The organism is Devosia soli (assembly GCF_000970455.1).
Classification (GTDB): Bacteria; Pseudomonadota; Alphaproteobacteria; order Rhizobiales; family Devosiaceae; genus Devosia; species Devosia soli.
In genome coordinates this window covers 77501-104247 of sequence record NZ_LAJG01000023.1, presented here as the reverse complement: position 1 = coordinate 104247, position 26747 = coordinate 77501, and the positions used below count along the sequence as shown (strand labels likewise).

The window sequence follows — 26747 nt, the reverse complement described above, 5'->3', positions numbered from 1 at the left end:
GGAGGAACTGGGTATAGCGCGCCCGTATTGCGACTGCCCAGATTCATTGAGGCTGGGCGATTCAGGTTAATAAATAGGTTCGCACGTCTCTGCCGCAAGTCAAACATTGCGGTTTTATGACCTATTGCACCGCTTCGCACAGGAGGCATGCGCACCGAGACAGGAACACTCATGTGCCTTGGGGGCAAAGGAGAATCTGGCTTTTGGCCATTCAGCCGCTGAGGCGCGCCCTATCGATTGGGTGTGACATGAAGCTGTGCCATGGTTGTCCAGTAGCCATGCCCCAAAATGAGGACGAAACAATGGTAACGAAACCCAAACGGATCGACATTCTGGGGGTAGCGACGGCTTCAGGTGCCTCGGTTCGAGGCTGCGGCATGGGGCCAGAGGCGCTGCGGGTGGCGGGCCTGCTTGAGGCTCTGGTTGAGCTGGAACATTCAATTGCCGATCATGGTGATCTCCGCCGCGTGTACCCCGAGATCAGCACCAATCCTTCGAGCTGGCGGCTGCCGGAGCAGCGCAGGGCGGACGTGCTAGAGCTTGCCGAGAGGACCAGCAATGCCGGGTACGACATTCTGAGCGGCGGGCACTTTCCGATCTTTATCGGCGGGGACCATTCGATTGCCATGGGGTCGCTTTCGGCGGTTTCCCGGTTCAATGCGGAGAAGGGCAAGCCGGTGCATGTGCTTTGGATCGATGCCCATGCCGACTACAACACGCCTGATACCTCGCCCTCGGGCAATCTCCACGGCATGCCACTAGCGCTGCTCTGCGGCGAACCGGGGTTTGACGATAATTTTAAAGGTGATTGGTTGGGGAAAGTCGACCCAAGGAATGTGACCATCTTTGGCGCTCGCTCGATCGACCGGGAGGAGCGCCGGCTATTGCAGGCACGGGGTGTGGAGGTGATCGATATGCGCAAGATCGACCAGACCGGGGTCGTGGGGCTGATGCAGCCGATCATCGAGCGCGTGAAGGCAGCGGATGGGCATCTGCATGTGAGCTTTGATGTGGATGTGGTCGATCCCACTTTGGCGCCGGGCGGCGGCACACTGGTGCCGGGCGGGCTCACCTATCGCGAGGCGCACCTGATCATGGAGATGCTGCACGACAGCGGCGTGGTGGGATCGCTGGATATTGTGGAGCTCAATCCATTCCTGGACCACGGCGGCAAGAGCGCGACGCTGCTTGTGGACTTGGTGGCGAGCCTTTTCGGGCGCTCCGTCATCGGGGAAGAACCGGGACCAGTTGAGTTTGTGACACGTGAATAGCGCCATGGAAACGGAGCCAGCATCGCTAAAGAGGCAGTATCTGGCATACATCGACTGTCTCAATCGTCAGGACTGGCAACGGCTCGGCAATTTTGTGCATGAGGACGCCGCTCACAACGGCGTCGCCGTCGGCTTGGCGGGATATCGCCAGATGTTGGAAGGCGACTTCGCTTCGATACCGGACCTGCGCTTCGACGTCGCGCTTCTGACCAGCGAACCGCCCTATATTTCGAGCCGTCTCCGGTTCGACTGCACGCCGGTAGGCACTTTGTTCGGGCTCGCCGTCAATGGGCGACGGGTGCAGTTTCACGAGAACGTCTTCTATCGCTTCCTCGATGGCCGCATCCACGAAGTGTGGTCGATTATCGACAAGGCAGAAATCGCGGCGCAGCTCTAAAACGGAAACGCCGGGCGCGATGCCCGGCGTTTGAATCATTTCGAGCTGCGCGAAGGCCTCAGGCCGTTGCCGGAGCGTCGTCCTTCTTGCGCTCGGAGTAGATGTAGAGGGGACGGACGTCCTTGCCCTTCACCACTTCCTCTGAGATTACCACTTCCTCGACGCCTTCGAGCGAAGGCAGGTCGTACATGGTGTCGAGGAGGATCGCTTCCATGATCGAGCGGAGGCCGCGGGCGCCAGTCTTGCGCTCGATAGCCTTCTCGGCGATCGCCTTGAGAGCGTCTTCGTGGAACGTCAGTTCGACTTCTTCCATCTGGAAGAGGCGCTGGTACTGACGCACGAGAGCGTTCTTCGGAGCTGTCAGGATTTCGATCAGGGCCGGAATGTCGAGGTCTTCCAGGGTCGCCAGGACCGGAAGACGACCAATGAATTCCGGGATCAGGCCGAAACGGACGAGATCTTCAGGCGCAACGTCCTTGAGAAGATCGCCGACGCGACGGTCCTGCGGGTCCTTTACGGTGGCCGCAAAGCCGATGCCCGAGCCTTCGCCACGAGCCGAAATGATCTTCTCGAGGCCGGCAAAAGCGCCACCGCATATGAAGAGGATATTCGTCGTGTCGACCTGCAGAAATTCCTGCTGGGGATGCTTACGGCCGCCCTGCGGAGGCACGGAGGCGACAGTGCCTTCCATGATCTTGAGGAGAGCCTGCTGCACGCCCTCACCCGACACGTCGCGGGTTATGGACGGGTTGTCCGACTTGCGGGAAATCTTATCGACTTCGTCGATATAGACGATGCCGCGCTGGGCCTTTTCGACATTGTAGTCGGCAGCCTGGAGCAGCTTGAGAATGATGTTTTCGACATCTTCACCGACATAACCGGCTTCGGTCAGGGTGGTGGCGTCCGCCATGGTGAAGGGCACGTCGAGGATGCGCGCCAGGGTCTGGGCGAGAAGCGTCTTGCCCGAACCGGTTGGCCCGATCAGCAGAATGTTGGACTTTGAGAGTTCAACGTCCTGATTCTTGGTCGCGTGATGCAGGCGCTTGTAGTGGTTGTGGACAGCCACGGAGAGCACGCGCTTGGCGCGGAACTGACCGATGACGTAGTCGTCCAGCACCTTGCAGATTTCTGCCGGTGTCGGGACGCCATCGGAGGACTTGACCATGGAGGTCTTGTTCTCTTCGCGGATGATGTCCATGCAGAGCTCGACGCATTCATCGCAGATGAACACGGTCGGGCCGGCGATCAGCTTGCGAACCTCATGCTGCGATTTCCCGCAGAACGAGCAGTAAAGCGTGTTCTTGGAGGTTTCGCCGTTCGTTGTCTCTTTGGACATCCAGTCACTCCCGGGAGCTTGAGGCCCCCAAAATCAGCGTTATCGGAAACGGTAACGCGCAAGACATAAAGAAAGTCTAAGCCGAAACGACCTTAAAGGCCGTTCCGGCTGCGTGCAATTGCGTCAGGATCACAGTCCAGAGCGCATCGGCATTGTGCTTAACGCGCACCAAATCAGGGTGTCGCCTCTGGCACAGCGCGCTTTTCATGGATCGAGTCGATCAGACCGAAGGTTTTTGCCTCTTCCGGCGACAGGAAGCGATCGCGCTCGAGAGCGTTTTCGATCTCCTCGTACGTACGGCCGGTGTGCTTTTCATAGATCTGATTAAGACGGCGTTTCAAACCCTCGACTTCCTTGGCATGGATCAGAATGTCGGTAACCTGACCCTGGAAGCCGCCGGACGGCTGGTGGACCATGATGCGCGAGTTCGGCAGCGAGGTGCGCATACCGGCTTCACCGGCGGCGAGCAGCAGCGAACCCATGGACGCAGCCTGGCCCATGACCATCGTAGCAACGGCCGGACGGATGAACTGCATGGTGTCATAGATGGAAAGGCCAGCCGTCACCACGCCGCCGGGCGAGTTGATGTACATGGCGATTTCCTTCTTCGGGTTCTCTGATTCGAGAAACAGAAGCTGAGCGACGATGAGCGAGGCCATATTGTCCTCGACCACACCGGTCACGAAAATGATGCGCTCGCGCAGGAGGCGCGAATAGATGTCGAAGGCGCGTTCGCCACGGTTCGACTGCTCGACCACCATGGGTACGAGCGTATTCATGTAAAGATCGTGCGGATCCCGCATATTTTGCCCCTTGGCCCCCGTCGGCGTCGCGAGCGAACGGTGGGCTTGGTTGGTTTGGCCCGAGAGGCTGCCCCGAACGCGCACATGGCAAGGCAGATCTTGGGTTTAAATCGAATCGGCGCGACCGGCCGATTGCAGGCGATGCCGCCTTAATGGGCGGTAAAAGGACAAATAGGCGGCAATGGGGCTGGCTTCAATAGACCCCAGCCGATCCAATGACACTAAGGTGAATGCGGCGTTTGGGAAGTTGCGAGATGCAATGCTCGGTTTTTTGCCGCGCCGCACCACCCAGCTCAGGAGAACGAGACCGCGACACCCTTTTTCTTGAAATAAGCTTGCATGAGCTTTCGGCCCTGCCGGTTCGGTTGCGCAAGCTTGGCGGTTTCGAAAACCGCTTCCTTGGCGCCTTCGCGCGCCATCGCAGCTTTCAATGCCGCGATGTGCAGGTCGAGATCTTCGTTGTTGTTCTTGATCGAGGCGTAGACCGCATCGGTGGCCTCGGAAACGGAAATGTCGCTCACGGGGAATATCCTTCGTCGCTTTCGGCGATCTCAAGACATGATTGGTGCGGTCTTGCCAAGCCTTTTCGGCATGATTTGGTCGCCGGAGACTTTATGGCGTGCGGAATTCGGGCCGGGCTTGTCCCGTTTCGCTATGGCGATGGTCTTCTCTCAAGGGCCGGATCTGAATGCGGGCATAGGCCGCGATAGGATCATCAGCGAACAGCCCCAAAGCTTCGTCCATGTTCCGTGCCTCAACCAGCACCACGCCGCCGACCACTTCCTTGGCTTCGGCAAAAGGGCCATCAGTTTGTTGGACCTTGAGGTGGCGGCGTCGATCGATGACCTTTTCCGTGCTGGCGGCTTCCAAGGGGGACGCGATGAGAAGATGCCCGCTTTCACGCAGCTTGTAATCGTGTTCGATGGTCGCGTCTTCGAGGCGGCGCATCTCCTCGGGCGTGACCTCGGCAAACGCGTCTGGCGCGAAGTGGAAAAGACAGAGGAATTTCATGGCTGGTCTCCTTGGTTGGACTGCCAGAGGACGGTTGGGCCGGCTGGGGCTCGACTAATCCTCTCGCTTTTTATCGTCAGAGGGACAAATAAATTGCACGCCGCGCGACCTGGCCTAAGGTGAGGTCGAACAAGCCTTTCGGACGACCATGGCCGCCATTATCCAAGTCAAACCCATCACCGATGTTCCCGCAGACCGCAGTGCCAGTGCTGCACCGCGCGATCCAGCGTTCTTCCAGAACCCTTACGCTTTCTACGCCGAGCGGCACGCAACGAGCCCGGCCTTCTTTTGGGAAGAGTATGGGCATTGGTGCTTTGCCGATTTCAGATCCGTGTCAGCGCTTTTGCGCGATAAGCGGTTCGGCCGGGAAATCCTGCATGTGGCAACGCGCGAGGAAATTGGGCTGCCGAAACCCAAGCCGCACGTAGCTGATTTTGACCTCACCGAAAAATTCTCGCTCCTCAACCTCGAGCCGCCGGCGCATACGCGGCTGCGTACTCTCGTCAATCGGGCGTTTGTGTCTCGACAGGTGGAGCAGCTGCGGCCGCGCATCCGGCAATTGGCCAATGAGATCATCGACGGGTTCGAAGGCGAGCAAAGCGTCGACCTGATCAAGGCTTTCGCAGCTCCCCTGCCCGCGATCATCATCGCCGAAATGATCGGCCTGCCGGCCGAGTCGGCGCCGCAATTGCTCAACTGGTCGAACCGCATGGTGACCATGTATATGTTCGGCGTTACCCACGAGACTGAGATCGATGCCAATCAGGCGTCGGCAGATTTCATGTCCTATCTACGGGCCATCATTGCCGAGCGGCGAAAATCACCGCGCGAGGATCTTCTGACTCATATGTTGACCGCAGAACAGGGCGGTGAGCGGTTGAGCGACGAAGAGGTCATGTCGACGGCAATCCTGCTGCTCAATGCCGGCCACGAAGCAACGGTGCACACGACAGGCAACGGAGTTAAATCGATCCTCGAGAGCGGGCTTGATCCAAAAGCTCTATTTGCGACGCCCGAGCAAACAGAGGCGACTGTGGAAGAATGCCTGCGGTTCGACGCGCCGCTGCATCTCTTCACCCGCTATGCCTTGACCGATACCGAGGTGGACGGGATTCCCTTACGCAAGGGTGACGTTATAGGGCTGATGCTCGGAGCGGCCAATCGCGATCCAATGCGCTTCGCACATGCCGGCCGGTACGATCCGTTCCGCAGCGACGGCGCCAATGTCAGCTTCGGCGCGGGCATCCACTTCTGCATCGGCGCGCCGCTCGCGCGCATCGAGCTGCAAGAAGCAATGTCCGTACTCTTCGAAAGGCTGCCCAAATTGAGGCTCGCCGAAACACCGCGCTATGCAGATGTCTACCACTTCCATGGGCTCGAAAAGCTGATGGTCAGTTGGGACTGAAGCGCGACAAGCGGCCGGGCCGGGCAAGTTGCCCAGTCCACGCCGCCATCGACGAACGCCGCGATTACGTGGCTAATGTGATTTCCTTCTCAGAGGCTCGCCAACACGCCAGGCAACAGCAGCGGCAGGTCTTCGCTCATCATGCCTGGGCCGCCGAAACGATTGGCGGCTTCGGCGTGGAGCCAGGCACCGGCGCATGCAGCTTCGAAACCAGCCATGCCTTGGCCGAGTAGACCACCGATGACGCCAGCCAGCACGTCGCCGGCTCCGGCCGTGCCCAACCAGCCGGGGGCATTTGCGTTGATCGCGGCGCGGCCATCAGGGGAAGCGATGACCGTGTCGCTGCCCTTGAGAAGAATGATGGCGCCTGAATGCTGAGCCGCGGCGCGGGCGCGCTCCAGCTTGCCTCCGGGAACCTTGCCGAAAAGGCGCTGGAACTCGCCCTCGTGCGGCGTCATGACAACCGGACGCTCGGGATTGGCGCGGATGGCAGAAAAAAGCGTCTCGGCACTTTCTGCAAAACTGGTGATGGCATCGGCGTCGAGCACGGTCGCGGCGCCTGACGCCAGGACCACCTGCACATTCTTGCGTGTGGCTTCGCCGACGCCGGCAGCGGGCCCAAGAACGACCGCGTTCATGCGCTTGTCGCTCAGCCGCTCGCGCAGATCTTCGGGACTTTCGGCAGGCTTGAGCATGATCGCCGTCACGTGCGCGGCGTGGATGCGCAGGGCGTCGGCTGCGCCGACAAGGGAGACGACCCCTGCCCCAACGCGAAAAGCGCCATGGGCGGCGAGGCGTGCACCGCCGGTTTCGAACTCGCTGCCGCTGACCACAATGACATGGCCACGATCATATTTATGGCCGTCAGCCATGGTTGCCGGCAGGGTCCAGAGGCCGCGTGTGTTTTGCCAGGCGCGAGGCTGGATCCTGTCCAGCACCGCTTCAGGGATACCTATATCGGTCAGCACGACTTCGCCGCAATGCTGACGGCCCGGAAGCAGCAGATGGCCAGGCTTCAGGCGGAAGAAGGTGATCGTCATATCAGCGATCATGGCGACGCCGCGAACGGCGCCCGTCGCGCCATCGATCCCGCTCGGTACGTCGACGCTGACCACCGGCAGGGTGGAGGAATTTACGAGGGAAATAATGCTGGCGATGTCGCCTTCCACATCGCGATCAAGACCAGCGCCAAGGATGGCGTCGACGATCAAATCGGCGTCCTCGATGTCCTGTTCGTTCGGTGTGTCGATCCGGCCAGTCCACTGTTCCGCAGCAACTTGGGCATCGCCACGCAGGCCTTCTCGATTTCCCAACAGGCGAACCTGTACCGGCCAGCCACGCTGCTGGAGAAGTCGCGCAACGACGAAGCCATCTCCCCCATTATTGCCGGTGCCACACAGGACCAGGACGGAGCGCTGATAGTATCGCTCGATGATCGCATCGGCGACAGCCTTGCCCACCGCTTCCATCAATCGGAATGAACGAACTCCGCCTTCCATGGCAAGACGGTCGGCCTGCCCCATTTCCTGTGGCGTGAGAAGAGCGTCGGCATTGGGCATGGCGGTCTCGCTTGGCGAAAGTCGTACGACTTTCATAACGGCTTGACCGCCAAAAGAAACAGGCCTTTCGCTAGATTTCCCGCCCGCCGGAATGCTTTAGACCGCGAAACGCCATCTTCAGGCCTTCAGGCGCTGGAGATGATTGCTGGCGATAAGGTCGGCCCACGCGTCTATGGGTGCGAGTTAATCGATCGCCACGCCTCACTCAGCCGCGGGGATATCCAGCTCGCCGCCAATTTCAACAGCTTCCGTTTGCTTATTGAACACGCAGACGATGCTTTTGGTGGTTGTAGCGTCGACCTTGCCGGTGATGACCGCGAGGCCATAGCTTTCGCTGCCAAAGGGATCGACGACGGCTCGCGCGTCGGTGAGGATTTCGGTGGTAGCGGCAAGGCAGGCGTCCTGGACCTTGGTCGCGAACTCTGACCAGGCGTCATCGGAGGAGGCGAAAGCTGGCGTCGCAACGGCGAAGACGAGCGCGAGCAAAGTTAGCTTTTTCAGCATGGTTCGATAACCTCAATCAAACGAAAGCAATGCTTTTCAACGAGATGCGTTGTTTTGAAGGCAAATCAGGCGTCGGCCTTCGGAATGACGCTGATCAGGAGCATTTCCTCGCCAGTGGCTATGCCGATCAAACGGTCGATGTTGGGATGAGCTCCGGGGTGGTTGCGGGCGTCGGCTGTATGTTCGCCGAAGATCGCGAGGCCGTGCTCTGCGGCAGCCGCGTCGAGGCTATCGAACGTTTGCCCAAGATATTGATAGACCGCCACCGAGCCCTGCTTGCCCGGCTGAATTTCGATACTGGCAACCCGCGTACCGGATTTGTCCACCAGATCGATCCTTTCGACGCCATCGATCGAGGGGAGTCTTGCCAAGTTCTCTTTGAACGATGGGCCAGGCGTGATCATGGAGCGCGAATCCGTCTTGGAATGGTCACTTGGCACTACCCGAAAATCGCCGGAAAACAAAAAGGGCCCCGAAGGGCCCTTTCCAATTCTTGGAGTATCGGCGCTTAGGCCGAATAGTACATCTCGTATTCAACCGGATGCGGGGTGTGCTCGAACTTGATCACTTCCTGCATCTTGAGCTCGATATAGCTGTCGATGAAATCGTCATCCATCACACCGCCGACCTTGAGGAATTCGCGGTCGGCATTGAGCTGTTCCAGCGCTTCGCGGAGCGAGGCGGAGACGGTCGGGATTTCCTTGAGTTCTTCGCGCGGGAGCTCGTAGAGATCCTTGTCCATCGGATCGCCGGGGTGAATCTTGTTCTTGATGCCGTCGAGGCCGGCCATCAAGAGCGCCGTGAAGGCGAGATACGGGTTCGCCAGCGGATCGGGGAAACGCACTTCGACGCGCTTGGCCTTCGGCGACTGGCCGAAGGGGATACGGCAGGAAGCGGAACGGTTGCGAGCCGAGTAGGCCAAGAGAACCGGGGCTTCGAAGCCCGGCACCAGACGCTTATAGGAGTTGGTGGTCGGGTTGGTGAAGGCGTTGATGGCCTTGGCGTGCTTGATGACGCCGCCGATGTAATAGAGGCATTCCATCGACAGACCGGCATACTGGTCACCGGCGAAGAGCGGCTTGCCGTCCTTCCAGATCGACTGGTGGCAGTGCATGCCCGAACCGTTGTCGCCATAGACGGGTTTGGGCATGAAGGTTGCGGTCTTGCCATAGGCATTGGCAACCTGCTGCACGACATACTTATAGATCAGGACGTCGTCGGCCGACTGGATCATCGGCTTGAACTTGAGGCCGAGTTCGTGCTGGGCGGAAGCCACTTCGTGGTGGTGCTTCTCGATGATGACGCCCATCTGGCCCATGGCCTCAAGCATTTCGCCGCGCATATCCTGGGCGCTATCGAGCGGGGGAACCGGGAAGTAGCCCTTCTTGAGGCCGATATGGTGGCCGTTGTTGCCGGCTTCATATTCGGTGTTGTTGTTGGTGGGCAGTTCGCTCGCGTCGAGGGCGAAACCAACATTATAGGTGGTGTTGGAATAGCGAACGTCGTCGAAGATGAAGAATTCGGGTTCCGGACCAAACACGACGGAGTCGCCGATACCGGACGACTTGACCAAGGCTTCGGCCTTTTTGGCGATGGAGCGCGGGTCGCGGTTGTAGGGCTGGTATGTCGACGGCTCGAGAATGTCGCAGTTGATGGCGAGTGTCGAAGCGGCGAAGAACGGATCGATATAGGCCGAGTTCGGATCGGGCATCAGGACCATGTCGGACTCGTTGATGGCCTTCCAGCCGGCAATCGAGGAACCGTCGAACATCACGCCGTCTTCGAACATGTCTTCGTCGACGACCGAAACGTCCATGGTAACGTGCTGCAGCTTGCCGCGCAGGTCGGTGAAGCGCACGTCGAGATACTTGATGTTCTCGTCTTTCATGCGCTGGATAATGTCTGCACCGGTCGTCATAGGTCTTCCCCTGTCTTAGACGGAAATTCTTGTTTGGTGGATGGCAGGCGCGTGCTTCTTAGAGCGCGTCGTCGCCGAATTCGCCCGTACGGATACGGATGGCCTGTTCGATGGAATAGACAAAAATCTTGCCATCTCCGATACGGCCCGTTTGGGCAGCATTGCGGATCGCTTCGATCGCCTTTTCAGCAAGGTCGTCGGGACAAACCACCTCGACCTTCACCTTTGGCAGGAAGTCCACGACATATTCAGCGCCGCGATACAGCTCGGTATGGCCCTTCTGGCGGCCAAAACCTTTGGCCTCGGTCACGGTGATGCCCTGCAGGCCGACTTCCTGCAGCGCTTCTTTGACTTCGTCGAGCTTGAAGGGCTTTACGATAGCCTCGATTTTTTTCAACTCATGCCTCCACTGGGCCGGCTTGGCCGTTACCGCAAATCGGTATGCACGGGCTGTGCCAGAGGCTCGATCGAGTTAAAACGTTAAGCTTTGCAGGCAGTTGACGCTCTTAGCATGCTCGCGGCAATGAACACGGCAGCATCGATCGACTAAAAAATGGGCTACTTGCCCATTTTGCGTGCAGATATGGTCCGCTCTGACGCCCTTCTCAGGTACAATCTGATCAAAATCTGCACACAAGCGGCTTAGTCGCGATCCGTGATACACACCTTGCCGTCTTCCCCGCGCCAGATTTTCAACCCAGCATTTCTGAATGCCTTTGTGACAAGACGCATGCTTTCGCCCTGAAGGTAGCCGCTTTCTGAAGCTTCGATCCGCCTTATGGTTGAAAGCGACACACCAGCTGCCTTGGCCAACGCCTCGGCATTCCAGTCGAGAAGCGCTCGGCATGCCCTAACCTGGCCGGCCGTCAGAGCGAGATCGTATGCCAAACCGTAGGCGGCGCTAGTGATGGCTTGAGGGTTAGGCGTTGCCAGCCCGGCCCAAAGCGGCGCCAATGAGTGCTCTACATAAAGAGGCAGACCCGCGATGTGAAACTGTTGATATTCTCCGTTTGCGCGACGGAGCCTCGGCGCAGCGTCATAACGCTTTTTAGTGTCGATTGCCCTTTTCCAGGACGTCGCCAAGCGATCAAGATCATCTGGATGCATAGAGGCTCGCCAGTCGATGCCACCATTCCTGATATCGATGTCCGACACGACAGGATCTGCGGCAAAGACGTCAACGAGCTGGCCTTCATTATCAGCGATCCAGAAAACGCCATCGACAAGGGCTGAGAGATTTTGGAGGAGCGCTCGCTTACGGGCGAGACGCGCATCGGCCTCGCGCTGTTCCGTGACGTCGGACACAACCGCCACAACACGAGTTATGGCGCCCTCTCGGTCAAAAAAAGTGTTGGCGCGACCATGGAGCCAACGGAGTTGGCCGTCCGGCCGGATAAGGCGAAACTGGCGGCTGGCCTGGCGTGTATCGGTTGCAAGACCGTGTGCGCCTTGAACCACCAAGCGATCAGCCGGATGGACGAGAGACTCAAGGAAAGCCAGATCAAGCTGGACGCCGGCAGGATTGACGCCGGTGAGAGCATAAAGCCCAAGCGAACATGCTAGCTTGGCCGTCGATGCTTCCCAATGCCAAAACCCAAGGCCAAGACTGGTTTCTGCAACCTTGACCCATTCTTCAGCGCTTCGGGCAGCAGGATTTCTGTCGGCCATGGTAACTCCTGCGGCGAACATCGGCACTAGCAGCAGACCTACGCTCAGCAGAAGCCGCCGGATCATGGCGGGCAGAATGCGGCATCATCAAATCTGCCGCATAGCGTGTTTCGACCAAAGCGGTTCGGAAAACAAGTGTCCGCCACTCAACTTCGACTTATGCGTTGGGTTTAGCAGTGAGACAATTCGATCCAGCGCGTTGGATCGAATTGTTTCGATTTTGATTCATTGGTAAAATTACGTAGCGATAAATCACGAGAATGTCGCTCCGACCGAAAGCTGGCAGACATTCCAACTTGTTATTGTCCGCCAACTTTTTGTTCCGGGGGATAGTGTGGACATCCGCCTTTTTGCCAATGCCAAAAGCCGTGCCGTCGCCGACAGCCTTGCAACGCTGGAGGCTATCTCAACGGCCCTGGCCGTGATCGAATTCGACCCGGATGGAACGATCCGGACTGCCAACGAAAATTTCCTCAGCGTTATGGGATATGCGCTTGAGGAAATAGTGGGACAGCATCATCAGATGCTCGTCGATCCCGCGGATGCCGCCCTGCCCGCTTACAAGGCATTTTGGGAACGCCTGGCCGACGGGCAGTTTCAGGCAGCGGAGTATCGCCGGCTGGCCAAGGGCGGCCGCGATGTGTGGATCCAGGCAAGCTATAATCCAGTGCGCGGCCGCGATGGCAAAATCTACAAGATCGTCAAAGTCGCGACGGATGTCACCGATGCGAAGCTCCAAGCAGCGCAGAGTCTTGGTCAGCTGACAGCCATCTCGCGCTCGCAGGCAGTGATCGAATTCACGCCCGAGGGCGAGATCATCACGGCTAACGATAATTTCTGCGCGGCGCTCGGCTATCGCCTCGAGGAAATTCGCGGACGGCATCACCGGATTTTCGTTACTCCGGCAGAGGCAGCGAGCGCAGAATATGGAGCGTTCTGGGCGCGACTCGCTCGTGGCGAGTTTGAAGCGGCCGAATATCTGCGTATCGGCAAGGGCGGGCGGGAAGTCTGGATCCAGGCAACCTACAATCCGATCTTCGACATGCAAGGAAAGGTGTTCAAGGTCATCAAGTACGCGACGGACATTACCGGGCGGAAGCGTGCGGTAAACATGTTGGGCGGTCGGCTTTCTCAACTGGCTGATGGTGACCTTCGCGTGCGTATCGAGGAGCAATTCGTTGGCGAACTCGATACTGTGCGCGAGGCGTTCAACCATACTGTCGATCGGTTTTCGGAGATCGTGACGCGGCTCAGAGCATCGTCTGGCACGTTGCGTTCGGCGACATCGGACATTCTATCCGGCGCGAATGACCTGGCTGATCGGACGGCGCGGCAAGCTTCGGCGATTCAGGACACCAGCGCGGCGATGCGTCGTCTTTCCTCTACGGTTGAGGAAAACGCAGCCCGTGCTCAATCGGCTAGCAGCAAGGCGATCGCCGTATCAACGACCGCCGAGACCAGTGGCAAGGTGATGGGCGAGGCGCAGCAGGCTATGGAGCGCATACTGGCGTCTTCAGCTCGAATTTCCAATATCGTCGGGCTCATCGACGACATCGCGTTTCAAACAAACCTCCTGGCGCTCAACGCCTCAGTAGAGGCTGCACGGGCTGGCGATGCGGGCAAAGGGTTTGCGGTAGTGGCCGTTGAGGTACGCCGCTTGGCTCAATCGGCTGCGGGCGCTTCCTCCGATGTCAAATCCTTGATCCAGCAATCGGGCGAAGAAATAGCTGCAGGTTCGAAGTTGCTCTCGGCCGCAGCGGACCGGATCGCAGCGATGCTTGGGGACGCGCGAGACAATCGGGAACTTATGGACGAAATCGCGCGCGGCAGCCGGCAACAGTCAGGCGCCATTGCTGAAGTCGCAGCCGCCATTCAGCAGATGGACGAAATGACCCAGCACAATGCAGCGCTTGTCGAGGAGACGAACGCAGCGATCGAGCAGACCGAAGGCGAAGCCAGTGAACTCGATCGTATCGTTGATGTCTTCCTGACGCAGGAGACCCGCCGGCAGACTGCGCCAGAGCGCGTTGTGCCTCGAGGCATTTCAAGAACGCTTCAACCCTACAAGACTGCCGCGGCGGCGAATGATTGGGGCGACTTCTAGGCTCGCTTCGGCAGGCCGTTGTAAAGAGTGTGTCGAAAGGCCTGTCTATTCGAGCGAAAGGGCCAATCGAGGCTTTGACTGGCCAACACTCTTCATATAGATGCAACCCCAACCCGGCCAACGGGACCCTTGCGGGTGTGGCGGAATTGGTAGACGCACTGGATTTAGGTTCCAGCGCCGCAAGGCGTGGAGGTTCGAGTCCTCTCACCCGCACCATACGGTCCTGGCTGAACGAGATGAACCAATACGGGATAAACCCCAATGCAGGTAACTGAGACCCTTAACGAAGGCCTGAAGCGCAAGCTCAGCGTCACCATTCCGGCCGCTGACCTCGTCACGCGCCTCGATGCCAAGCTCGAAGAACTCAAGGGCCAGGCCAACATCAAGGGCTTCCGTCCCGGCAAGGTTCCGACCGCGCACCTCAAGAAGGTCTATGGCCGCTCGGCTATGTCCGAAGTGATGACCGACGCGATCAATTCGACCGTTTCCGATACGCTCGACGAGCGCAAGGAACGCGCTGCGACCCAGCCCAAGGTCGACCTGCCGCAGGACCAGAACGTCATCAACGAAGTGCTGGATGGTAAGTCCGACCTCGCTTTCGAAGTCGAATACGAGGTCCTGCCGCCGGTTTCGCTGATGGAGCTCAAGGGCCTCAAGATCAACAAGCCGATCGTCGAAGTGACCGACGAAGAGCTCGACGCCGAAGTTAACCGCGTGTTCGCCCAGAACCGTGGCTATACCGACAAGGGCGATGACGCCGTCGTCGAACAGGGTGACCGTCTCGGCCTCTCCTTCGTCGGCAAGATCGATGGCGTTGAATTTCCAGGCGGCAAGTCGGACCACGCTCACCTGACCGTTGGTTCGAACGAATTCATCCCTGGCTTCGAAGAGCAGCTCGTCGGCCAGAAGAAGGGTGAAACGCGTACGATCAACGTCACCTTCCCTGCCGACTACGGCAATGCCGAACTTGCCGGCAAGGAAGCGACCTTCGACGTCACCATTCTTCACGTCGATGGCCCAAACCAGGGCGAACTCGACGACGAATTCGCCAAGCGTCTTGGCCTGGAAGACGTCGCGGCCCTCCGCAAGACCGTCAAGGAGCAGATGGAATCGGCGCTCGAATCCATGAGCCGTCAGCACATCAAGCGCCAGATTCTTGATGCGCTCGACGATGGTCACAAGTTCGACGTTCCGGAACAGCTCGTCGAAGCCGAGTTCAACACGATCTGGCAGCGCGTCCAGCATGAAGTTGAAAGCCACGGCCGTTCGTTCGAAGACGAAGGCACGACCGAAGAAGAAGCGCGCGAGCAGTATAAGCGCATTGCCGAACGCCGCGTGCGCCTCGGGCTCGTCGTTGCCGAAATCGGCAACCAGAACGAAGTCCAGGTGACCGACGACGAACATCAGCAGGCACTGCTGGCTGAAATCCGCCGCTTCCCGGGTCAGGAACAGCAGGTTTACGACTACTATCGCAAGAATGCCCAGGCTCTCGCGAGCCTCCGTGCTCCGGTCTTCGAAAATAAAGTCGTGGACTTCGTCGCTGCTCAGGCCGATATGACTGAGAAGAAGATGTCTCGCGACGAGTTAGCCAAGCTTATCCAGGCCGACGAGGACGAAGTGCCGGAAGAACACCACCACTGAGTCACGCGACTCATGCTCTAGTAAGGCCGCCTCAGGGCGGCCTTTTTTCTTGGCCAGACAAGTCATCGTTCCGGATTAACCTGCTGTTGGGACCCGCGGGAATAGTCTCACCCTGGGACGCAGAAAACGCTTGGGAGCGTAGGCGATGGTGCATGACCAATTCTTTTTTGCGCTGGTCAACCCTATCGTTTGCTTGCTGATTTCGTTGGTTTTCGGGGCGCTATGGCTGCGCTGGCCGCACTATCGGCATCTCCCCACGCTGTCCCTTGCCTTCCTAAGTCTTTGCCTTGCTTTCGTGGTCTATGAATTGCAGCTCTTGGTTTGGCCAAGCGAGGTCAATATCGGTGCAAACGTGCTCTATGTCGTCGCCGTTACATTGGCGTGCAGCAGCACGCTGTTGCGCAAGTCGATCTCGCCTCCAAGTGCACTGTTCGGCGCGGCGATAGCACTGGGAGCCATGCCTTTCGCCTGGTTTCTGTTCATCGAGCCGTCTCTGCAGGGGCGGATCATCGCGACATCTGGAATATTCGCTGCTGTAACAGGGATAACCCTCTGGAGGCTCCTGCAACAGACCGACCGCAGCTTTGCCGACAATCTCTTTGCAGCCGGCGTCGCGCTTGCATTCGCCATTGCGATTCTGCGGCCTGTGCTTGTCGTCGTCGGGCTCTTGGCGATCGACAGCCCCGGTGGATTTGCGATGTCCGACTACTGGATCTCCATCCGAGCCTTCACGCCGCTCATGGCCTTCGTTGTCGCCACGCTCTTTGCCGCTGGGATAACGTTCGATATCGTCAGCCATCTGCAAGGCCAGGCGGACCGGGACTATCTAACCGGCCTACTCAATCGCCGTGGATTTGAAACTGCCGGCGCGGAAGCCTTGGCGCGCGACCTGGCTGGTTCAAGGCAATCGGCAATGATTGTTGCCGATATCGATGACTTCAAAAAGGTCAATGACACCTATGGCCATAAAGTGGGCGACGCGGTGATCGCTGGCGTGGCCAAAGTCTTGTCTTTGCATGGCCGTGCGAAGCTCGCAGCGCGGATCGGTGGCGAGGAATATGCGCTCTATTATGCCGACATGAGCCGGGCTGCCCTGACCGAACTCGCGCGCACCATTCGCGGTGAGCTTGAGAACCTCCACATTCCGGGATTACCCGATGGATATTCGATTACTCTGAGCATGGGCATTCACGTCGCATACAGCCAGGAGGGTCTGATCGATATGATGGCCCGTGCCGATCAGGCTCTTTATCGCGCAAAGCGCGAGGGCAAGGACAAGGCTGTCCTCACCCCGATACAGCTGCGCCTCGCCCCACAAAACGCTCACGCCTAGGGCGCCTCGGCCATCTCGGTAAAGAACTCTTCCGGGCCATCCACTTCACGAAGACGCTTCCCCACGATCTGCACGAAGCGCGTACCAGTGCCGCGCAGAAAGGCGCGGTCGTGCGAGACGAGAAGACAAGTTGCACCATGCTCGGCAATGTCGGCCTCGAGTTGTTCCTGGCCGGGGATGTCGAGGTGGTTGGTCGGCTCGTCGAGAAGGTAAAAGTTCGGACGCTGGAGACGCAAGGCGAGAAGCGCCAGGCGCGCGCGTTGACCGAGCGAGAGCGTGCGGATAGGCTTGTCCTGTCGCTCAGGATCGAAGCCGGCGCCGGCAAGGAGCGCAATGCTGCGTCGGTCGCCCTCGTTATAGCGCGAGACAATGAAATCGATTGGCGTCTGCTTGAGCGGGAGCCAATCGAGTGCCTGATCAAGATAGCCAGGGACGATCTGCGGGCTGAGGCGAAGACCGTCCACGCTTTCGCCACACAAGGCGGCTGCGACCTTTCGCATGAGCTGCGATTTGCCCGTACCGTTGCGGCCGAGCAAAACAAGGCGATCGCCCTGAAACACGTGCAGTTTTTCGATGGTGAAAAGCAGACGTCCGTCGGGCGTCGAAACCGGCATGTTTTCGAAGGCCAGCATGACGTGTGCCTCGGCACCGGAATTGCCGAGCATCACTTTTCCGGTCTTCTCGCGATGGACCGAGACCAGTTGGCTCTCGATTTTCTCCGCACGCTCGCGCAGTTGCTTGGATTTGACCGTCAGCAGATCGCTGCCGGAATTGATGCCGATATTGGTGAGCTTGGCGGCCTGCTTTCTGAGCTGGGCCACTTCCTTGAGATCGCGAGTGCGTTGCTGCTCGGCGGCCGCATCTGCTTCCTCGAGCGAGGTGCGGGCGGCGCTGTAGGCAGTTGGGAAAAAGGGTGACATTTCCGGCCGCAGAAAGAGCGTCCGGTTGGTGACGCTGTCGAGGAATTGTCGATCATGGCTTGCCATAATGACGATCGTCGGGGCGCGGCAGCGCGTTCATCCAGGATTCAAGGGCCAGGATGCGTCCAAGATCGAGATGGTTTGTCGGCTCATCCAGCAGCAAGACGTCGGGCTCGGTTACCCAGCCACGAGCGATGAGCGCCAAGCGCTGCCAGCCGCCGCTCAGCTGGCCAATGGGCCGCGAGACGAGCTCGAGCGGGAAGCCGATGGCATCAAGCGCTACATCCGCACGCCAACCTTCACTTTTCCGGTCAGGTGCGGGCAACGCAGACTCGACGAAATCGCGGAGCGGGATCGCAAACGCCTCTTCGGGCACGTCTTGCGGAACGTAGCCAACTGTAAGGCCGCGAGATCGCGTGAGCTCTCCCTCGCTCAGTTCGGTTGAGCCGAGGATGGCTCGTAGGAGGGTCGACTTGCCGCGGCCATTGGCAGCCACAAGGCCAACGCGGTCACCATCGGACAGGGTCAGCGAGAGATTGGAGAAAAGGACGTTGCCGGAGCGCAAGCCGGCATTACGGAGGCTAATCGTTGCCATCGGAAGTTTCTTTCTGGGAGCGGCGCTTGCGTCTTTTTTGCGCGCCTAGACCATCAATGAGCACTCGCGAGCGAGTGCCGAGACGGGCAAACCAGAAGGATCAAAAACGAATGTCGTCCGAACCGCGCTGGTCAGCCCTGCAGCTTGAGCCACAGGGCAGAAACGGGGCCACGCTGGCGATGATGATAAAATACGGTCATGCATCCCTCCCCGGTTCGTTTGAATGACGCGGCAGTCCTAATCGAGGGACATGTCGAAGGCAAGAGGCTAGAACAGGTAGAAAACGAGGCTGGCGGCCAAAGTCGCCGCCCAGCGCGATACGCGCAGCTCTACCAGCCGGTACGCAATACTCAATCCGGCATCTGGCAAACCGCCCTCGAATGAACCGAAATGGGGCACTCGATACGCAGTACTGGGCCCATTTCGGGTTCGCATACGGCAACTCCATACAAAAACCGTATGACAAGAGAACTATCAGCACGCACTTAAAAAAGTGCTTTCAAGAAGCAAACGAGGGGTAAACAGGCCGACTCAAGTTGAAACGCAGGTTTATCTATTGCGCTGGACGAAGCCGCTTGATGCCCCTTATGTCATTGCCGCAAAAGTCAAAATCGATAAGATAGACCCAGCCGTCCTGAGTGGCGCGGACCTGGATTTTTCTGCCGTTCGGCACATTGAGCGAAATGTTGGTAAAGCCCCGCTGCGCGATGGCCTCCCGGATCTGGCGGTCGGTCAGGCACATCGGCAGCCTGGGCGCGAAATCGCGTCGCTCATCGCCAAAGTGAATGCCGAACCCAAATTGGGCCGATGCCGCGGAGGGCAACAGGGCAAGACATGCGAGAGCCGCAGCGGCAAAAAATCTCTTGACCATAGTGACAAGCCTCCTCCATCAATCCTGGAACAATAAACGAACAAAAGTGACATTTGGCTCCTGAACTTTCGCCTTCTGGCGTGTTCATGACCCGTTCATTTCCCATGTTTTCGGGGGAAAACCGCGGTGGCAAGCGCCCGGCGACCCGGTTGGGATATGTTACTGGTTCGCTCTTCTGATTCGTACCGAATATCGGATTCCGGTTGCATGCAAGCAGACGATCTATTTGGCGGTGGCGCCACAGCCCTGCCCCTGGACACCAAGCCAGCCAAGGAAAAGGCACCTGCCAAGGCCCCTGCCCCGGCGACGACGGAAAGCTATGGCGCATCCGATATCGAGGTGCTCGAAGGGCTTGAACCGGTGCGGCGCCGGCCGGGCATGTATATCGGTGGTACCGATGCCAATGCCTATCACCATCTCTTCGCCGAGGTGATCGACAACTGCATGGACGAAGCGATCGCCGGCCATGCTACTCGAATCGAGGTGCACCTTGGTGCGGACGGATATCTGACCGTTGGCGATAATGGGCGTGGCATTCCGGTCGAAAATCATCCGAAATTTCCGAACCGGTCGACCCTCGAAATCGTCCATACGATCTTGCATGCGGGCGGCAAGTTCGACTCCAAGGCCTATGAGACCTCGGGCGGTCTGCACGGTGTCGGCGTCTCCGTGGTCAATGCGCTTTCCGACGACATGATCGTCGAGGTGGCGCGCGACCAGCAGCTGCATCGCATTGTCTTCTCGCGTGGCAAGGTGGTGCAGGATGTCGTCAATGTTGGCCGCGTGCAGAACCGCCGAGGGACAGTAACGCGTTTCCATCCCGATCCCGAAATCTTTGGGGCGACGGCCCATTTCTCGCCGGGCCGTATCTTCCGGATGACGCGGGCTAAGGCCTATCTCTTTGGTGGCGTCGAGCTGCGTTGGAGCTGCGACGAGAGCCTCGCGAGCGACGATGTGCCCGCCAAGGCGGTCTTTCACTATCCCGATGGGCTCAAGGACTTCATGTCGGCGCGCATCGAGGGTGAGACGCGGATCGTCGACGACATCTTTGCTGGCAAGAGCGGACGCCCGGGCAGCCATGGCTCAGTGGAATGGGCGATTGCCTGGACGATCGAGGACGGCAGCGTTTCGTCCTATTGCAATACCGTGCCGACGCCCGACGGCGGCACGCACGAGGCCGGCTTGCGCCTGGTGCTGTTGCGCGGGCTCAAGAATTATGCGGAGCTAACGAAGAACAAAGCGGCGGCAACCCTGACGGCGGAAGACGTGCTGGGGCACTGCAATGCCATGCTTTCGGTCTTCGTGCGCGAGCCGGAATTCGTCGGCCAGACCAAGGACAAGCTGGCTTCGGGTGAAGCGACGCGCATCGTCGAAAATGCCCTGCGCGATGCGTTCGACCACTGGCTTGGATCGTCGCCGCAACAGGCTGGTAAGCTGCTTGACTGGGCCATCGAACGCGCCGAAGAGCGCCTTCGCCGGCGCAAGGAAAAGGAAATCGACCGGGCGAGCGCAACGCGCAAGCTCAGGCTGCCGGGCAAGCTGGCCGACTGTACGCAGAATGCGGCGCAGGGCGCTGAACTTTTCATCGTCGAAGGCGACTCGGCAGGCGGTTCCGCCAAGCAGGCGCGCAACCGCTCCAATCAGGCGGTGCTGCCGCTTCGTGGCAAAATCCTCAACGTTGCGGGCGCGAGCCGGGACAAACTGGCGGCAAACCAGTTGATCGCCGATCTTGTGCAGGCGCTCGGTTGCGGGACGCGCGACCGTTATACGGAGGATGATCTGCGCTATGACAAGATCATCATCATGACGGACGCGGACGTCGACGGCGCGCATATCGCTTCGCTGCTCATCACCTTCTTTTTTCAAGAAATGCCGCGGCTGATTGAAAACGGGCATCTCTATCTCGCTCTTCCCCCGCTTTATCGCATCAGCCAGGGCGGCAAGACGCTTTATGCACGTGATGACGCGCACAAGAACGAACTGATGGCTAAGGAATTTACCGGCAAGAGCAAAGTGGACATCACTCGCTTTAAAGGCCTCGGTGAAATGCCATTCGCTCATCTTCGTGAGACGACGATGTCGCCGAAGACGCGGACGTTGTTGCAGGTGAAGGTTCTGGACGACCACGCTGCCACCAAGACGACGGTGGACCGGCTGATGGGGACGAAACCCGAGGCGCGGTTTGAGTTTATTCAAGAAAATGCGGCGTTTGTTACGGATCTGGACGTTTAGGGCCTGGTCTCACCAAAGCGCACTGCTTCCCCAATGTCGTTGTTGTATGGCTTGTCCGGGCGATCCAGTTGGTGGCTATATGGACCACTGGGACAAGCCCGGTGGTGACGTTCGGTGATGTGTCGTTGTCCCGTGATGGGGAGAGAATTGGCGACACAGGCCGATTACTGGTTCAGGATTTTCCCGCTCAACACATCAATCTGCATGCCGTCAAAAGCCGGAGTTATGTGAGCCGGCGTGGTGGAATCGGTCTGAGCATAGTCGAGATCGATGTGCATGTCGGTCAAGACGGCTTGTTGGGGCTGGAATTTCTCAATTAAATTAAGAGTCTCTGGCAAACTCAGGTGACTTGGGTGGGGCGTTGGACGTAGGGCGTCGACGATCCAGAGGTCGAGATTGAAGATCGCGGCTTCGGATTGTGCCGGGATACCCGAGAGGTCACAGCTATAGGCGACGTTGGCGACGCGGAAGCCGAGGGAATCGATGTCGCCGTGGTTCTGGAGAAAGACCGTGACCTCGATGGTGCCGCCGGGGCCGGTGACGCTAAGCGTTTGGCCCGGCTCGACGGTGTGAGCGTTGAGAATGGGCGGATAGTTGCTGCCTGGTGGCGTGACGAAGCAATAGCCGAAGGCTTCGAAGAGGCGCTCGCGGCATTCGGCGCTGAAAAAGACGTCGACGCGACGGCGGTTGTGAAGGGCAAGGACGCGGAGGTCGTCGATGCCGTGGGTGTGGTCAGCATGCTCGTGGGTATAGAGCACTGCGTCGACGCGATCGACCTCAGCATCGAGCAGCTGCTCGCGGAGGTCGACGCCGGTGTCGATCAGGATTCGTGTTGGTTCTTCAATGCCTTGCGTCCAGCCCTCGATGAGAAGCGAGCAGCGGCGGCGGCGGTTGCGGGGTTCGTTAGGGTCGCAAATTCCCCAATCATTGCCGATGCGCGGGACGCCGCCGGAGGAACCGCAGCCCAGGATGGTCGCGACGATCCGATCGGGCCTGGCCATTATTGAATGCCGGATTTCGAAAACAGGCGACCGAAATTTGCGGTCGTTTCGCGGCCCAATTGTTCCAGCGAAATGCCGCGCAACTCGGCCACTTTTTCGGCCGTGTGACGGACGAAACTCGGCTCGTTGGACTGGCCCCGATGGGGAATCGGGGCAAGGTATGGAGCATCAGTTTCGACGATGTAGCGGTCCGCGGGGACAACTTTCGCAACATCTTGAATTTCCTGGGCATTCTTGAAAGTGACGATGCCGGAGAAGGAGATGTAGCCGCCGAGCGCGAGGGCGCGATCGGCGAGATCGCGACCGGCTGTAAAGCAGTGCAGGACAAAGGGAAATGCCCCTCGCCGGCTTTCTTCTTCGAGGATATTCGCCATGTCTTCATCAGCGGCGCGGCTGTGGATAACCAGTGGAAGACCGGTGATGCGGGCGGCGGCGATGTGGCGGCGGAGACCGATGGCCTGGGCCTCGCGCGGGGCGTTGTCGTAGAAGTAATCGAGGCCCGCTTCGCCGATAGCAATGCAACGGGGATGGGCACTTAGGCGGACAAGATCGTCCGTTTGTATATGCAGTTCCTTGTCCGCGTTGTGCGGATGCGTACCGACCGAGCACCAGACGTTCGGGAAACGTTCCGCGATGGCCGCATAGGTGGAAAAGTTATCCACCAGTGTGGAAATCGTTACCATTCCGGTAACACCGACGGCCGCTGCACGGGCCATCACGTTATCAAGGTCAGCGGCAAGCGCCTCGAAGTCGAGGTGGCAGTGGCTGTCGACCAGCATGGTCACTCAGCCGGCTTTTCGAGACGGGCAAAAACGCCCTGCGGGACCGGCAGTTCAGTGCCGGTGACAAGCCGATCTTTCACCAAAGCGAGCGGCAGGATACGATCTGCTTCTGGCACGGCGAGCTGGTCAAGGAGCTTGGCAGCCGAAGCGGGCACGAATGCGAGCATCGGGATGGCGAGGCGGCGGACCGTGTCGGCGGTGCGGTAAAGCACCGAGGCCATACGCTCGAGATCGGTCTTCTTGAGCGCCCAAGGCTCTTGGGCGGCGAAGTAGTTGTTGGCCGAGCTGAGGGCAGCGATGAGCGAACCGGTCGCTTCGTGGATGAGTTGCTCGTCCATCGCCTTCTGCGCCGCCTGGATGGCTTCGCCGACTTCCTTTTCGAGCGCTTCGTCGGCGGGGGTGGCGTGGCCGACCTGCGGGACCTTGCCTTCACAGTTCTTGTTGATCATCGAGAGCGAGCGCTGCGCAAGATTGCCGAGATTATTGGCAAGATCGGCATTGACGCGGTTGACGAGCTTTTCGTTGGAATAGTCGCCATCATTGCCGAAGGAGACTTCGCGCAAGAAGAAGTAGCGGACGGCGTCGGGACCGAACGTTTCGACCAAGTGGAACGGGTCGATGACGTTGCCAAGCGACTTGCTCATCTTCTGTCCGTCGACGGTGAGGAAGCCGTGGGCAAAGACGCGGTGCTGCACCGGGAGGCCAGCGCTCATCAGGAAGGCGGGCCAATAGACGGTGTGGAAGCGGATGATGTCCTTGCCGATGACGTGGAGATCGGCAGGCCAGAATTTCTTGAAGAGTTCGCTCTGTTCGTCCGGATAGCCGAGGCCGGTGATGTAGTTGGTCAGGGCATCGACCCAGACATACATGACATGGCCTTCGGCGCCGGGAACCGGAATGCCCCAATCAAAGGTGGTGCGGGACACCGAGAGGTCCTGCAGGCCACCCTTCACGAAGGAGATGATTTCGTTGCGACGCTCTTTGGGCGCGATGAAATCGGGATTGGCTTCGTAAAGAGCGAGAAGCTTTTCCTGATAGGCGGAAAGGCGGAAGAAATAGGTCGGTTCCTCGACCCACTCGACTTCGGCGCCGGAGGGGGCAAAGCGCTTGCCATCCTTCTCAGTCAGCTCGCTTTCGTCGAAATAGGCTTCGTCGCGAACGGAGTACCAGCCCTTGTAGGTCGACTGGAAAATGTCGCCGTTCTGGCTCGCTTCCATCTTTTTCCAGATGGCCTGCGAGGCTTCGTGGTGACGCTGTTCCGTCGTCCGGATGAAATCATCGTTGGAAAGGTTCAGCGCTTGAGCAAGGCGACGGAATTCGCCGGAATTGCGATCAGCGAGTTCGCGAACCGGAATGCCTTCCTTGGCCGCGGTCTGCACCATCTTGATGCCGTGTTCGTCGGTGCCGGTGAGGAAATAGACTTCCCTGCCCTCCAGCCGCTTCCAGCGCGCTATGGCGTCGGTCGCGATCATCTCGTAGGCGTGGCCGATATGCGGGGCGCCGTTGGGATAGGAGATCGCTGTCGTGACGTAAAATGGCTTGGCGGTCATTATGGCTCGGCGGGAATGGCAGTCGTGTTGAGGTGCTTTCTGATGGCATCGAAGAGCACGGACAGTGTCTGTTTCATATCGAGATTGACACTGTCGGCTTCGGCCAGAAGCGCGTTTGCCTTGTCCCATAGGTCCGTGGCGGAGGCAAGCCGCAACCGTGAACCGGGGCCGAAAGCGGCATAGCGGGCTTCGTCGGCAAGCCAATCGAGGAGGATTTCGCGGGCGAAGGACATGTCGGGTCCCTGCGGATCGGCACCAAGGGCATCGGCCAGGGCGATCGAGACGCCGGCGGGATGACCGAGGGGGGATTGCAGCCAGGCGATGAGGGCGCCGACGGAAGATTCAGGCGAGAGTGCCAGGGTCTCGAAGGCGCGGCGGGGACGGCCGCCAGCCAGACTCAGGGCACGATCGAGGGTTTCGCCATCAATGCCGGCCAGACTTCCAGTGACAACGCTGGAGACTTGCTCATCAGACAAGGGGCGCAGCGCGATATTTTGGCAGCGGGATTTGATGGTGGGGAGAAGCTGGCCCGGACGGTGCGAGACGAGGAGAAAGGTCGTGTCGGCGGGCGGTTCTTCAAGCGTCTTGAGCAGAGCGTTGGCAGCTGAAGGATTGCAATCGTCGATCGGGTCGAGAATGGCGATCCGGTGACCGAGGCGGCCGCGCGTGTGATGCAAGGCATCGCGAAGGTCGCGGACGTCTTCTACGCGAATGGCGGTATAGTAGCCCTTGGCGTCCTTGGGCCGCCGACGCAGCACGAAAAGGTTCGGATGCGAGAGCGCCGTGACCTGCTCGGCCACACGCTCCGCGCTTTCATCGCCGGTCGCAGAAAGGATTGCTGCCGCAAGCTCGAAGGCAAACGTGGCCTTGCCGATCCCCTGCGGGCCATGAAGCATGATGGCGCCAGGCAAGCGGCGCTCATGAAGCTGCTGGAGGATTGCGGATCGGGCAGCCTCGTGGCCTATCGCTGCATGCCTTTGCTCCGGCACGGGCAAGCCCGGAAGCGCTGAAGGATCGGTCACGCCGCAGTACCCGCCTGCAACTCTGGAAAGCGCGTGCGAACGACTGACCAGATTTCCTGCTCGAGCGATTCTTCAGCCTGATTGGCCGACAGCACGACGCAACGATCGGTGTTGTTTCGCGCGATATCGAGAAAGCCTTCGCGGAGGCGCCGATGCCAATCGAGTTCTTCTTTTTCAAAGCGATCCCCGGTAAGCGCGAGACCATCTTCGATGGCCCGCTGTTCGACGCGCTTGAAGGCGGTTTCGGGATCCATGTCTAGGACGATCGTCAGATCCGGCGTGTGCCCATCAAGCGCCAACTGCTCTAGGGCATCGATCAGCTTGGGACTAACCCCGCCGGTGAGGCCCTGGTAGGCGCGGGTGGAATCGGAGAAGCGATCGGAAATCACCCAGGTGCCTTTTTCAAGATTGGGCGCGATGAGCTGGTTGACGTGGTCAAGCCGCGCAGCGGCAAAGAGCACGGCTTCCGCGCCAGCGCCCCAGCTTTCGCTGCGGCCCTGGAGAATGAAGGAACGAATGGCTTCGGCTTTAGGGGTACCGCCCGGCTCGCGCGTGCGTACGGCCTCAATGGACTGCGTGGCGAGATTGGCAAGGAGGCGCTTGACTTGAGTCGACTTGCCCACGCCTTCGCCGCCTTCAAAGGTGATGAAGCGAGCAGGACGGCGATTTGGCGCTTCAAGCATCAGCGAGTCATTCCTTGAGTGCGGTCTATCTAAATTAACTCGGATGACGGCGGAAGGTTACCCCCGCCTCGCCCTCCCCAGAAGGGGACGAAATCTACCAGTGGCTGACCGATAAGGGTGTTTCGTATTATCTGCGAGGAC

Annotated in this window: 23 protein-coding genes, 1 tRNA gene and 1 pseudogene; 8 read left to right on the top strand and 17 right to left on the bottom strand. The window is 59.2% G+C overall.

Annotation, left to right across the window (positions count from 1 at the left end; genetic code table 11):
* Positions 1-302: 302 nt before the first annotated feature.
* Both rocF and VW35_RS12780 read left to right on the top strand, forming a co-directional pair.
* Positions 303-1271, top strand: coding sequence for an arginase (gene rocF, locus VW35_RS12785; protein WP_046143605.1), 969 nt, complete (start codon positions 303-305; stop codon positions 1269-1271).
* Between the two features lie 4 nt (positions 1272-1275).
* Positions 1276-1668, top strand: a complete 393-nt coding sequence (locus VW35_RS12780; protein ID WP_046143448.1) for an ester cyclase — start codon at positions 1276-1278, stop codon at positions 1666-1668.
* A gap of 58 nt (positions 1669-1726) precedes the next feature.
* Here VW35_RS12780 and clpX read toward each other — a convergent pair whose 3' ends face one another.
* The 4 genes from clpX to VW35_RS12760 all read right to left on the bottom strand — a co-directional run bounded on the left by clpX (position 1727) and on the right by VW35_RS12760 (position 4818).
* Entirely contained in the window at positions 1727-3004 is a 1278-nt protein-coding gene (clpX, locus tag VW35_RS12775; protein WP_046143447.1) for an ATP-dependent Clp protease ATP-binding subunit ClpX, read from the bottom strand.
* Positions 3005-3177: 173 nt separating this feature from the next.
* Positions 3178-3807: an ATP-dependent Clp protease proteolytic subunit gene (locus VW35_RS12770; RefSeq protein ID WP_046143604.1), complete on the bottom strand. Its 630-nt coding sequence runs from the start codon at positions 3805-3807 to the stop codon at positions 3178-3180.
* A 293-nt stretch (positions 3808-4100) separates the two neighbouring features.
* On the bottom strand, positions 4101-4328 hold the full coding sequence (locus tag VW35_RS12765; protein ID WP_046143446.1) for a hypothetical protein: 228 nt from the start codon (positions 4326-4328) through the stop codon (positions 4101-4103).
* Between the two features lie 91 nt (positions 4329-4419).
* Complete coding sequence (locus VW35_RS12760) at positions 4420-4818, bottom strand: YciI family protein (protein ID WP_046143445.1); 399 nt, start codon at positions 4816-4818, stop codon at positions 4420-4422.
* 148 nt (positions 4819-4966) lie between these two features.
* Between VW35_RS12760 and VW35_RS12755 the strand changes: the two genes are divergently transcribed.
* Complete coding sequence (locus tag VW35_RS12755; RefSeq protein ID WP_046143444.1) at positions 4967-6223, top strand: cytochrome P450; 1257 nt, start codon at positions 4967-4969, stop codon at positions 6221-6223.
* An 89-nt stretch (positions 6224-6312) separates the two neighbouring features.
* On the opposite strand, the gene VW35_RS12750 is transcribed toward VW35_RS12755, so the two are convergent.
* The 6 genes from VW35_RS12750 to VW35_RS12725 form a co-directional block, all read right to left on the bottom strand.
* A complete protein-coding gene (locus tag VW35_RS12750) occupies positions 6313-7782 on the bottom strand; it encodes a bifunctional ADP-dependent NAD(P)H-hydrate dehydratase/NAD(P)H-hydrate epimerase (RefSeq protein ID WP_046143603.1) in 1470 nt (489 codons plus the stop codon).
* A gap of 201 nt (positions 7783-7983) precedes the next feature.
* Positions 7984-8286: a hypothetical protein gene (locus tag VW35_RS12745; protein ID WP_046143443.1), complete on the bottom strand. Its 303-nt coding sequence runs from the start codon at positions 8284-8286 to the stop codon at positions 7984-7986.
* 65 nt (positions 8287-8351) lie between these two features.
* On the bottom strand, positions 8352-8690 hold the full coding sequence (locus VW35_RS12740) for a DUF2322 family protein (protein ID WP_046143602.1): 339 nt from the start codon (positions 8688-8690) through the stop codon (positions 8352-8354).
* A 104-nt stretch (positions 8691-8794) separates the two neighbouring features.
* Positions 8795-10204 (bottom strand): type I glutamate--ammonia ligase, encoded by a 1410-nt coding sequence (glnA, locus tag VW35_RS12735; protein WP_046143442.1) that lies wholly within the window; start codon positions 10202-10204, stop codon positions 8795-8797.
* 58 nt (positions 10205-10262) lie between these two features.
* Positions 10263-10601 carry a P-II family nitrogen regulator gene (locus tag VW35_RS12730; protein ID WP_046136017.1) on the bottom strand — a complete coding sequence of 113 codons (339 nt, stop codon included), beginning with the start codon at positions 10599-10601 and terminating at the stop codon, positions 10263-10265.
* Positions 10602-10846: 245 nt separating this feature from the next.
* Positions 10847-11872: a PAS domain-containing protein gene (locus VW35_RS12725; protein ID WP_161796904.1), complete on the bottom strand. Its 1026-nt coding sequence runs from the start codon at positions 11870-11872 to the stop codon at positions 10847-10849.
* Positions 11873-12206: 334 nt separating this feature from the next.
* Here VW35_RS12725 and VW35_RS12720 point away from each other — a divergent pair, with 334 nt between their 5' ends.
* From VW35_RS12720 to VW35_RS20660, 4 genes are all read left to right on the top strand, one after another.
* Positions 12207-13976: a methyl-accepting chemotaxis protein gene (locus VW35_RS12720; RefSeq protein ID WP_152662582.1), complete on the top strand. Its 1770-nt coding sequence runs from the start codon at positions 12207-12209 to the stop codon at positions 13974-13976.
* 131 nt (positions 13977-14107) lie between these two features.
* Positions 14108-14192: transfer RNA gene (locus VW35_RS12715), tRNA-Leu, on the top strand.
* 45 nt (positions 14193-14237) lie between these two features.
* Positions 14238-15617 (top strand): trigger factor, encoded by a 1380-nt coding sequence (tig, locus tag VW35_RS12710; RefSeq protein ID WP_046143440.1) that lies wholly within the window; start codon positions 14238-14240, stop codon positions 15615-15617.
* Between the two features lie 145 nt (positions 15618-15762).
* Positions 15763-16950: a GGDEF domain-containing protein gene (locus VW35_RS20660; protein ID WP_052951705.1), complete on the top strand. Its 1188-nt coding sequence runs from the start codon at positions 15763-15765 to the stop codon at positions 16948-16950.
* Here the strand turns inward: VW35_RS20660 and VW35_RS12700 are convergent.
* Together VW35_RS12700 and VW35_RS12695 are read right to left on the bottom strand one after the other, a co-directional pair.
* A pseudogene (locus VW35_RS12700) lies at positions 16947-18465 on the bottom strand (ABC-F family ATP-binding cassette domain-containing protein). The gene VW35_RS20660 and the pseudogene VW35_RS12700 sit on opposite strands and share 4 nt — an antisense overlap.
* A 553-nt stretch (positions 18466-19018) precedes the next feature.
* Entirely contained in the window at positions 19019-19336 is a 318-nt protein-coding gene (locus VW35_RS12695) for a hypothetical protein (RefSeq protein WP_046143439.1), read from the bottom strand.
* A 207-nt stretch (positions 19337-19543) separates the two neighbouring features.
* On the opposite strand from VW35_RS12695, the gene parE reads away from it, so the two are divergent.
* Positions 19544-21568: a DNA topoisomerase IV subunit B gene (gene parE, locus VW35_RS12690; protein WP_083982750.1), complete on the top strand. Its 2025-nt coding sequence runs from the start codon at positions 19544-19546 to the stop codon at positions 21566-21568.
* A 164-nt stretch (positions 21569-21732) separates the two neighbouring features.
* On the opposite strand, the gene VW35_RS12685 is transcribed toward parE, so the two are convergent.
* Genes VW35_RS12685 through tmk form a run of 5 tightly spaced genes read right to left on the bottom strand, consistent with a single transcriptional unit; the run spans position 21733 to position 26606 of the window.
* The gene (locus VW35_RS12685; RefSeq protein ID WP_046143438.1) at positions 21733-22569 is read right to left on the bottom strand and encodes an MBL fold metallo-hydrolase; all 837 of its coding nucleotides are present in this window, start codon (positions 22567-22569) and stop codon (positions 21733-21735) included.
* Positions 22569-23348 (bottom strand): TatD family hydrolase, encoded by a 780-nt coding sequence (locus VW35_RS12680; protein ID WP_046143437.1) that lies wholly within the window; start codon positions 23346-23348, stop codon positions 22569-22571. Before VW35_RS12680 ends, VW35_RS12685 begins: the two co-directional genes overlap by 1 nt.
* Before the next feature lie 2 nt (positions 23349-23350).
* Positions 23351-24901 carry a methionine--tRNA ligase gene (metG, locus tag VW35_RS12675; protein ID WP_046143436.1) on the bottom strand — a complete coding sequence of 517 codons (1551 nt, stop codon included), beginning with the start codon at positions 24899-24901 and terminating at the stop codon, positions 23351-23353.
* Entirely contained in the window at positions 24901-25923 is a 1023-nt protein-coding gene (locus VW35_RS12670; protein WP_052951704.1) for an AAA family ATPase, read from the bottom strand. Before VW35_RS12670 ends, metG begins: the two co-directional genes overlap by 1 nt.
* Complete coding sequence (tmk, locus tag VW35_RS12665; RefSeq protein WP_046143435.1) at positions 25920-26606, bottom strand: dTMP kinase; 687 nt, start codon at positions 26604-26606, stop codon at positions 25920-25922. The genes VW35_RS12670 and tmk overlap by 4 nt, the downstream gene beginning before the upstream one ends.
* Positions 26607-26747: the final 141 nt, after the last annotated feature.